Source organism: Pseudomonas sp. C2B4, from assembly GCF_013359695.1.
Lineage (GTDB): Bacteria > Pseudomonadota > Gammaproteobacteria > Pseudomonadales > Pseudomonadaceae > Aquipseudomonas.
This window is the reverse complement of the sequence record NZ_JABFMU010000110.1, coordinates 1-7,782: the sequence shown is the minus strand read 5'-3', so window position 1 is coordinate 7,782 and position 7,782 is coordinate 1. Positions and strand designations below refer to the sequence as shown.

9 protein-coding genes are annotated in these 7,782 nt (G+C 57.6%); 6 read left to right on the top strand and 3 right to left on the bottom strand.

Annotated elements, in window-relative coordinates; translation table 11 throughout:
* Positions 1 to 444: 444 nt before the first annotated feature.
* From HNQ83_RS30630 to HNQ83_RS31415, 4 genes are all read left to right on the top strand, one after another.
* On the top strand, positions 445 to 1,734 hold the full coding sequence (locus tag HNQ83_RS30630) for an FAD-binding oxidoreductase (protein WP_175392576.1): 1,290 nt from the start codon (positions 445 to 447) through the stop codon (positions 1,732 to 1,734).
* A 25-nt stretch (positions 1,735 to 1,759) separates the two neighbouring features.
* Complete coding sequence (locus HNQ83_RS30625; RefSeq protein ID WP_175392575.1) at positions 1,760 to 2,314, top strand: helix-turn-helix domain-containing protein; 555 nt, start codon at positions 1,760 to 1,762, stop codon at positions 2,312 to 2,314.
* A 22-nt stretch (positions 2,315 to 2,336) separates the two neighbouring features.
* Positions 2,337 to 3,683 (top strand): glutamine synthetase family protein, encoded by a 1,347-nt coding sequence (locus HNQ83_RS30620; RefSeq protein ID WP_175392578.1) that lies wholly within the window; start codon positions 2,337 to 2,339, stop codon positions 3,681 to 3,683.
* 472 nt (positions 3,684 to 4,155) lie between these two features.
* Positions 4,156 to 4,665, top strand: a complete 510-nt coding sequence (locus tag HNQ83_RS31415; RefSeq protein WP_256669356.1) for a hypothetical protein — start codon at positions 4,156 to 4,158, stop codon at positions 4,663 to 4,665.
* Positions 4,666 to 4,801: 136 nt separating this feature from the next.
* Here HNQ83_RS31415 and HNQ83_RS30610 read toward each other — a convergent pair whose 3' ends face one another.
* Positions 4,802 to 5,449: a helix-turn-helix domain-containing protein gene (locus HNQ83_RS30610; protein WP_372241945.1), complete on the bottom strand. Its 648-nt coding sequence runs from the start codon at positions 5,447 to 5,449 to the stop codon at positions 4,802 to 4,804.
* A complete protein-coding gene (locus HNQ83_RS30605) occupies positions 5,446 to 5,607 on the bottom strand; it encodes a hypothetical protein (RefSeq protein ID WP_175392573.1) in 162 nt (53 codons plus the stop codon). Before HNQ83_RS30605 ends, HNQ83_RS30610 begins: the two co-directional genes overlap by 4 nt.
* A gap of 276 nt (positions 5,608 to 5,883) precedes the next feature.
* Between HNQ83_RS30605 and HNQ83_RS30600 the strand changes: the two genes are divergently transcribed.
* Complete coding sequence (locus tag HNQ83_RS30600) at positions 5,884 to 6,099, top strand: molybdopterin-binding protein (protein WP_007904463.1); 216 nt, start codon at positions 5,884 to 5,886, stop codon at positions 6,097 to 6,099.
* A gap of 95 nt (positions 6,100 to 6,194) precedes the next feature.
* Positions 6,195 to 7,214 (top strand): ABC transporter substrate-binding protein, encoded by a 1,020-nt coding sequence (locus HNQ83_RS30595; RefSeq protein WP_175392572.1) that lies wholly within the window; start codon positions 6,195 to 6,197, stop codon positions 7,212 to 7,214.
* An 84-nt stretch (positions 7,215 to 7,298) separates the two neighbouring features.
* Here HNQ83_RS30595 and HNQ83_RS30590 read toward each other — a convergent pair whose 3' ends face one another.
* Positions 7,299 to 7,703: a hypothetical protein gene (locus tag HNQ83_RS30590; RefSeq protein WP_175392571.1), complete on the bottom strand. Its 405-nt coding sequence runs from the start codon at positions 7,701 to 7,703 to the stop codon at positions 7,299 to 7,301.
* Between the last annotated feature and the right edge of the window lie 79 nt (positions 7,704 to 7,782).

Genomic DNA, 7,782 nt, shown 5'->3' with positions numbered 1-7,782 from the left:
ACTGCGTCGAACGGCGCTGCGCGCCAATCCCCGGATGAACGCCTCCACTCAGCCTGCCGAAGGGGCGGGTGGATCAGAAGCAGCCGAGGCGAGCTGACACTCGACCTCACTGCTGTTCGCGTTCCCCTGTGGGAGCGAGCCTGCTCGCGAAGGCGATGTCTCATGCAGCATAAATGTTGGCTGGCATGGCCCATTCGCGAGCAGGTTCGCTCCCACTTTTGGATGAGGGACATATCTGTGAAGGGGGCGACAGTCAGGCCGTCATCGCGGGCAAGCTTTGCTCCTACAGGCTCTTCCAAGTGGCCTCCGCAAGGGCGGAACCATAAGCCGCCGTTACCGAAGAAATGGATCTGTCCCCATCCCCAGTATCAAACCATTGCCCATATGAAATCTATCGTGTATTTTTTCATGAAATTAAAACTATAAAATTTCACGAGGCCGGTAATGTTTCAGCAATCCACCCAGCATGTCGCCAGCTACTACGCCCACACTTGCACCGGTCAGGTAAAAAACCGTGCGCCCTTGGTGGGCGAGCAAGGCACTGAAGTGCTGATCATCGGGGCCGGTTTCAGTGGGTTGCACACTGCATTGCGCCTGGCCCTGGCCGGCAAGCGGGTGACCGTGCTGGAAGCCAGCCGGGTGGCGTGGGCGGCGTCGGGGCGTAATGGTGGGCAGGCCATTCTGGGCTGGTCCTGCGACATGCCACCGCTGGAAGCGGCGCTGGGTTACGAGCGTGCGCGACGCCTGTGGGATGGCATGCGCTGGGCGGCGTGGGAGTTGCGCGAGCTGCCTGCGCGCCACGGTTTCGATTGTGACTATCGGGCAGGCCATCTCTGGACCTCGGTGATGCCGCGACGGGTCAGCCTGTTGACCGAATGGCAGCACGAAGCCAGTCACAAATGGGGCCACGATGGTTTGCAATTCATTGAACGCATACAGCTGCCCGAATGGGTGGCCAGCGAACGCTACCAGGCCGGCCTGTTCGATCCCGAAGGCGGGCACCTGAATCCGCTGAAGCTGGCACTGGGCCTGGCCGCCGCGATTGAGCGGACCGGTGGCGTGATACATGAACAAAGCAAGGCGTTGAACTATCGCGAGGACGGCGACGGGTACGTGGTGACCACCGAGCGCGGTCGCATTCGCGCCGACGTGTTGGTACTGGCCTGCAATGCATATCTCGATCGACTCGATCCGCAGCTATCGAGTTGCGTACTGCCCGTCGGCACTTATCAGGTGGCCACCGCGCCATTGTCCGAGGCGCAGGCCGTCGCCTTGCTGCCGAGCAATGTGTGTGTCACCGACAACCAGTTCGTGCTCGATTATTTCCGCCGCACGCCGGACAACCGTCTGCTGTTCGGCGGTGGCTGCACTTACCTGGGAGGCATGCCGAAGGACATCGCCGGCGCCACCCGGCCGTGCCTGGAGCGTGTCTTCCCGCAACTCAAGGGCGTTGAGCTGGAGTTCGCCTGGGGCGGGCACATTGACCTGACCCTCAAGCGCACCCCGGACATCGGTCAGCGCGGTGACTTGTATTGGTTGCAGGGCTATTCCGGTCACGGCGTTCTGCCAACCCTGGCCGGCGCACGAGCCGTCAGCGATGCGATCCTCGGTCAATCGGACGAATTGGCGTTGTACCAAGGGCTGACCAACGGCCGCTTTCCCGGTGGCAAGTACATGGCCGCGCCGCTGGAAGCCATGGGCAAAGCCTGGTATCGGTTGCGCGACAGTATTTGAAACGGCAATTTCTGGAAGCCTTTAAATGGACATGCAAGAAGAAATTTCAGCGTTGGCGATCCTGATCCAGGACCTGCGCAAACACAAGAAATACACCCTGAAGGAACTGGCGGACAAAATCGGCCGTTCCGTGGGGTTTCTATCCCAGGTTGAACGCGGGATTTCCCGGCCGACGGTGGCGGACCTGACCGCCATCAGCGAAACCCTCGGGGTGCCGACCACTTATTTCTACAGCCTGCCCAAGCCCATGGCCTTGCCCTGGGTGACGCGTCCGGACGAACGCCGCACCTTGTATTACGCCGACGGGATTACCGACATCCTGGTCTCGCCGAAAATGCGCGCGTCCTTTTCCATGCTCGAAAGCCAGCTGGAACCCGGTGCCAGCAGTGGCGACCGGCACATGAACGACAGCTCGGAGCAGGGCGGTTATGTCCTGGAAGGGGCGTTGACGCTGTGGCTCGATGACAACGAGCCGGTGACCTTGCACGCCGGCGACAGTTTTCAGCTGGCCAGTCATGCCCATTGCCGCTACGGCAACCTCTCGGACCAACTCACCCGCGTGCTGTGGGTTTACACCTGATAAAACAACAAGGAACACAATGATGGATGCTGTCTGCTCTGAACTGCTGGCTGAAGTGCGCGAGTTTCGCCAACTTCATCCCGATGTGCGCTTTGTCGACCTGATTTCCCTGGATATTCCGGGGCATTTCTATGGAAAGCGCTACCCGATCGAAATGCTCGAAAAAGTCGCGGCCGGCAGCGCGCTCAAGTTGCCGCAGAACTGCGTATTGCTCGGCACCCAGGGCGGGTTGTTCAAGATCGGCGACTACTGCTTCAACGACGGCGACCCGGATGCGCAACGGCGCCTGGTGCCAGGCACCTTGAAGCTGGTGAGCTGGGAACAGCAACCGCTGGGGCAGATGCTGATCACCTCCGACGGCACGGAAAAGCCGATCGAATTCGAACCGCGTGAAGTCCTGGCACAGGTGCTGGCGCGGCTGGGGCGCAAGGGCATTTTCCCGGTCGTGGCGTTCGAGCTGGAGTTCTATCTGTTCGACAGTCACTTGCGCGATGGCCTGCCGCAATTTGCCCGCGACCCGCTGACCGGCGATGCCGATGATCAGCCGAACATGCATATCGAGCGCCTGACCCGCTTTGCCCCGGTACTCGATGAAATGGTCGAGACGGCACGAGCGCAGGGCATCGATGCCACGGTGATCACCGCCGAACTGGGCCCCGGTCAGTTCGAAATCAATTTCGGTCACCTCGACGACGGCTTGCGCGCGGCGGACTGGGCGGCGTTGTTCTGCCGCAGCACCCGTGGCGTGGCGCTCAAGCATGGTTACCGCGCCAGTTTCATGTCCAAACCCTATCTGCAGCACCCCGGCAGCGGCATGCATGTGCACGTGAGCCTGTACGACGAGGCAGGCAACAACCTGCTGGCGGCGAACGGGCAGAAAGCGCTGCGTCACGCCATCGCCGGTTGCCTGGACGTGTTGCCCCATTGCATGCCCATCTTTGCGCCGAATCACAACGCAATGCGCCGCTTGAGTGGCACGGTGAACGTGGCATCGCGTGCCAGTTGGGGCTTTGAAGACCGTGATGCGTGCCTGCGGATACCGGAATCGGACGCGAAAAACCTGCGCATCGAACATCGTCTGTCTGGCGCGGATGCCAACCCCTACCTGGTGCTCGCCGCGATACTGACAGGGTTGGAGCAAGGTCTGGCAAACGGTCACGACCCCATTGTCCCGCTCAATGAAGACCGCACCAGCGGTATCGATTTCCCGACTGAGATGCTCGAGGCCGTGCAGGCCATGCAAGGTCATGCGCAACTGCGCGATGGGCTGGGGGCAGAGTTTGTCGATGTGTATTGCGAGAACAAGCGTCAGGACCATTTGGCATTCATGCACGACATCAGTGCGCGGGAGTACCGCTGGTATCTCTAGTTCAAGTCGATTCGAGCTTAACCTTAAAAAATATCTGGATATTTAAGGGGTTATGAATTTTAGTAACCGAACGGTTAACTAAAATATCTTGTTACAGCGAGAAATATCCCGTAATATTCGCGCCGCGTTCACCACCACGGTTTATGCATTTTTAAGTCCCGGGCGTCCATCAGCTGCCCGGGATTTTTTTTGCCTGAAATTCAGTACCGTTTAGAACGATTATTTCTTTCGGTTATTAAAATAGGCTCAATTTGCATATCCATAACCCGAGAATTCGGGTTCCAGCCTTCACTGCATCTGTGATGAAAGAAGATTCTGCGTCACGGCAGAATTTTTCGTCCCGCCGGCTTCATTAAAGCTGCCCCGACATCGACTTTGGCTGTTTGATCGCCAGCTTGTTGCGTCCGGCCGATTCCCTAGAATCGGCCCCATCAGCTTCGCCCAACTATCCAATCCTTCAGGGAGCGACACCATGATGAACGCCATGCAGATGCAAATGCCGATGAACGCCACCATGCCAATGATGCCGATGATGGGCATGCCGATGATGATGGCGACCATGACGTGCGACATGATGGGCGACGGCATGATGTGCAAAATGATGCCGGCCGCGGGCATGGACATGGCGATGTTCAAGAACAGCGCTGAAATGATGCAGATGATGATGAACTGCGGTATGCCGATGATGATGCACTGCGGCAACATGAGCATGATGTGCATGTCTGCGGCGAGCATGGCCATGCCGATGATGAACATGATGATGCCCATGCCAATGATGGGCATGCCAATGCCGTCGATGAAGTGCGTGATGGAATGCACTCTGATGGCGGACTGCATGATGTGCAAAATCATGCCGATGCCCGGCATGAACATGGACATGATGAAAAGCTGCTGCGCCTTGATGATGAAAATGATGAACGATTGCAGCATGCCGATGATGATGAGCTGCAACGGCATGCCGCTGATGTGCTGCACCTGCTGATCGCTGTACCTGTGCTTTTCCTGTAGCAGCGAGCCTGCTCGCGATGGACTTCAACGATAACGCGTGTTTTCAGATTAAACGCGCCTGGCATTGAGTCCATCGCGAGCAGGCTCGCTCCTACAGTTTGTGTGGTGTTTCAGTCCAGCCGCTCGGGGTAGGTCACCACCAGATAAGCCACCGCTTCACTGTCGGCGGGGTTGCGATAGCGGTGGGGCTGGTCGGCATAAAACAGGATCGAATCCCCCGTGGAGAGCAGGTAGCGCTCATCGTTGACGCTGATTTCCAGCACGCCCTGAGCCACCACCAGATTCTCCTGGACGCCCGGGCCATGGCCCTCGGACTGGTCTTCACCCAATGGGCTCAAGCGCAGTTCATAGAATTCCGATTGTCGCGCCACGTCGTACGGAAACAGTGCACGGCTGGCAAATGCGCCATTGGCACTGACCAGGCGTTTGCTCTGGCCGGCCGACAACACCGCCACACCCTCGAAGGCCCGGTGCTCAAGAAACGCGGCCACCGAGACCTTCAAACCCTTGGCGATTTTGCACAACACCTTGATCGACGGCACGCTGCGCCCGGATTCGATCTGCGCCAGCATCGCCCGGCTGACGCCGCATTGTCGCGCCAAGGCATCGAGGGACAGATGACGCTTGCCGCGCAGGCGTTGCAGGTTTTGCGCAACCCGCTCGCAGTTGGCGTCTTCTTCTTGATGCTCCAGGTGACTCAGATCCAGAACGGGTTCGTCGGCGCTCGCCAGAAAGCGCGAGGGTTCATGGATGTTCACGCTTGACGCGTCTCGGTCGCCTTGGCGGCTTGCACCCATTGAAAGGCCTGCAAACCTGCCTGGAATGCATACATCTCCCACATGGCCCGTGCCCGTTGCTGAGCCTGTTTACGTTTGCGGTAGCTGGCGAAGTCGATGAGATTGTCAGTCGGATTCATGGGGCACTTCACTGTGGTGATCAATGACGGGATGAGCTGAGCGTACGCGGATATTTTTATAACGATAAATACTGATTTTGTATTTATTAATATCTTTTTGTTCTTATTGATCACAGGACTTTTGTTCAGGAAACAAACCCCCGGTCGAAGCTTTTTATATTTCCAAATAGAATAAATAGATAATTATATATTCCTTTTAATGTTTATGAAGGCGGTGCACCTTGAAGGCCTGCACATCCAGGTGGATGTACTCGACATCAGACAGGAAGCCTCATCATGACCATCAAAGCGATCAACGTGCGCAACCAGTTCAAGGGCGTCATCAAGGAAATCCTGGAAGGGGAGGTGGTCTCCGAAATCGACGTGCAAACCGCCTCCGGCATCGTTACCTCCGTCATTACCACCCGTTCGGTGCGCGACCTTGAATTGAAGGTCGGCAGCGAGGTCATTGCCTTCGTGAAATCCACCGAAGTCTCGATTGCCAAGCTCTGAGGCTGGGCTCAATAACGCGAAAAAACAGCGGCTCAGGCCGCTTTTTTGTCGGTGCTTTTCGGCTAACTCATTCTTCCAGTGATCAAGAGGTTTTCATGGCAACTCGCTTCAAGCATTCAGCGGTGACCCTATTGGCGGCCTCCGTGGCGGCGGTCAGTGCGCTTCTCAGTCCCGGCGTTCAGGCCGAAGGCAAAATCAGCATTGCCCAGCAATTCGGTATCGGCTATCTGATCCTGGATGTGGTGCGCGATCAGCAGCTTATCGAGAAACAAGGCAAAGCCCAGGGCCTCGAGATCAAGGTCGACTGGAACAGCATTTCTGGCGCCACGGCGATGAACGAGGCGCTGTTGGCGGGTGCGCTGGATGTGGTCTCGGCGGGTGTGCCGCCGATGCTGACCGTCTGGGATCGGACCAAGGGCAAACAGAACGTGAAGGCCATCGCCTCGCTCGGATCGATGCCCAACTATTTGTTGACCAACAATCCGAACGTGAAGACCCTCAAGGACTTCACCGAAAAGGACCGCATTGCGGTGCCGGCAGCGGGGGTCGGCTTCCAGTCGCGTACGTTGCAGATCGAAACGGCCAAAGAGTTCGGGAATGATCAGTACAAGAAGTTCGACGACATCTCGATCAGCCTGGCACACCCGGATGCGACGGCAGCACTGATCGCGGGCGGCTCGGAAATCACCTCGCATTTCTCCAGTCCGCCGTTCCAGTACCAAGCGTTGCAGAGCCCCAACGTGCACAAAGTGCTGAGCTCTTATGACGTACTGGGTGGTCAGGCCACGTTCAACGTGCTGTACACCACTGAAAAATTCCACGACGAAAACCCGAAAACCTACAAGGCGTTCTACGACGCGCTGGCCGAAGCCGAAAAAATCATCAAGGCCGACAAGTCCGCCGCGGCCCAGACCTATATCCGGGTCGAACAATCGAAATTGCCGCTGCCGCTGGTTGAGAAAATCGTCAACGACCCCGAAATCGACTTCACGGTCGTGCCACAGCGCACGGCGGTCTATGCCGAGAAACTGCAGGCGTTGGGCGTGCTGAAAAACAAGGCAGATAGCTGGAAAGACTACTTCTTTGAAGAAGCACACGGTGGCGCGGGTAGTTGAAGCGTCATTGCCCGATCAAAAAAACCATGAAAAAACCCGGCTGATCAGGCCGGGTTTTTTGTGTGGAGCGGTGGAGCGATTTGTTCAGGCGACAGTGTTGCCTTGCAGGCGGTCGGAGCCATCGGCGGCAACGGTGTTGCCTTGCAGGCGGTCGGAACCATCGGCAGCAACGGTGTTGCCTTGCAGACGATCCGAGCCATCGGCGGCTACGGTGTTGCCTTGCAGGCGGTCGGAGCCATCGGCGGCTACGGTGTTGCCTTGCAGGCGGTCGGAGCCATCGGCGGCAACGGTGTTGCCTTGCAAACGATCCGAACCATCAGCCGCCACAGCGCGTTTTTCCAGCAGGCGATCAGCGCCACCTTCAGCCACACGGCTTTCGATCAGTCGATCCGAGCCGCCTTCGGCGACCACAGGTTGAGCAGAGGTCGCTGCAAAAGCGTTTACTGCGAAAACCGAGAAAGCGATGCTGAGAAGGGTTTGGCGTTTCATGATCGTGTGCTCCAGGGTGTTATCGGTTGGTATGGAGCAGATGTTACGCCGCAGGATTTTTAAGAGAACTTCATTGAGT

What these genes read in the sequence shown, in the direction of transcription:
- HNQ83_RS30630 (WP_175392576.1), top strand. Translation starts at nt 445, where the DNA reads ATGTTTCAGCAATCCACCCAGCATGTCGCCAGCTACTACGCCCACACT.
- HNQ83_RS30625 (WP_175392575.1), top strand. Translation starts at nt 1,760, where the DNA reads ATGGACATGCAAGAAGAAATTTCAGCGTTGGCGATCCTGATCCAGGAC.
- HNQ83_RS30620 (WP_175392578.1), top strand. Translation starts at nt 2,337, where the DNA reads ATGGATGCTGTCTGCTCTGAACTGCTGGCTGAAGTGCGCGAGTTTCGC.
- HNQ83_RS31415 (WP_256669356.1), top strand. Translation starts at nt 4,156, where the DNA reads ATGATGAACGCCATGCAGATGCAAATGCCGATGAACGCCACCATGCCA.
- HNQ83_RS30605 (WP_175392573.1), bottom strand. Translation starts at nt 5,607, where the DNA reads ATGAATCCGACTGACAATCTCATCGACTTCGCCAGCTACCGCAAACGT.
- HNQ83_RS30600 (WP_007904463.1), top strand. Translation starts at nt 5,884, where the DNA reads ATGACCATCAAAGCGATCAACGTGCGCAACCAGTTCAAGGGCGTCATC.
- HNQ83_RS30595 (WP_175392572.1), top strand. Translation starts at nt 6,195, where the DNA reads ATGGCAACTCGCTTCAAGCATTCAGCGGTGACCCTATTGGCGGCCTCC.
- HNQ83_RS30590 (WP_175392571.1), bottom strand. Translation starts at nt 7,703, where the DNA reads ATGAAACGCCAAACCCTTCTCAGCATCGCTTTCTCGGTTTTCGCAGTA.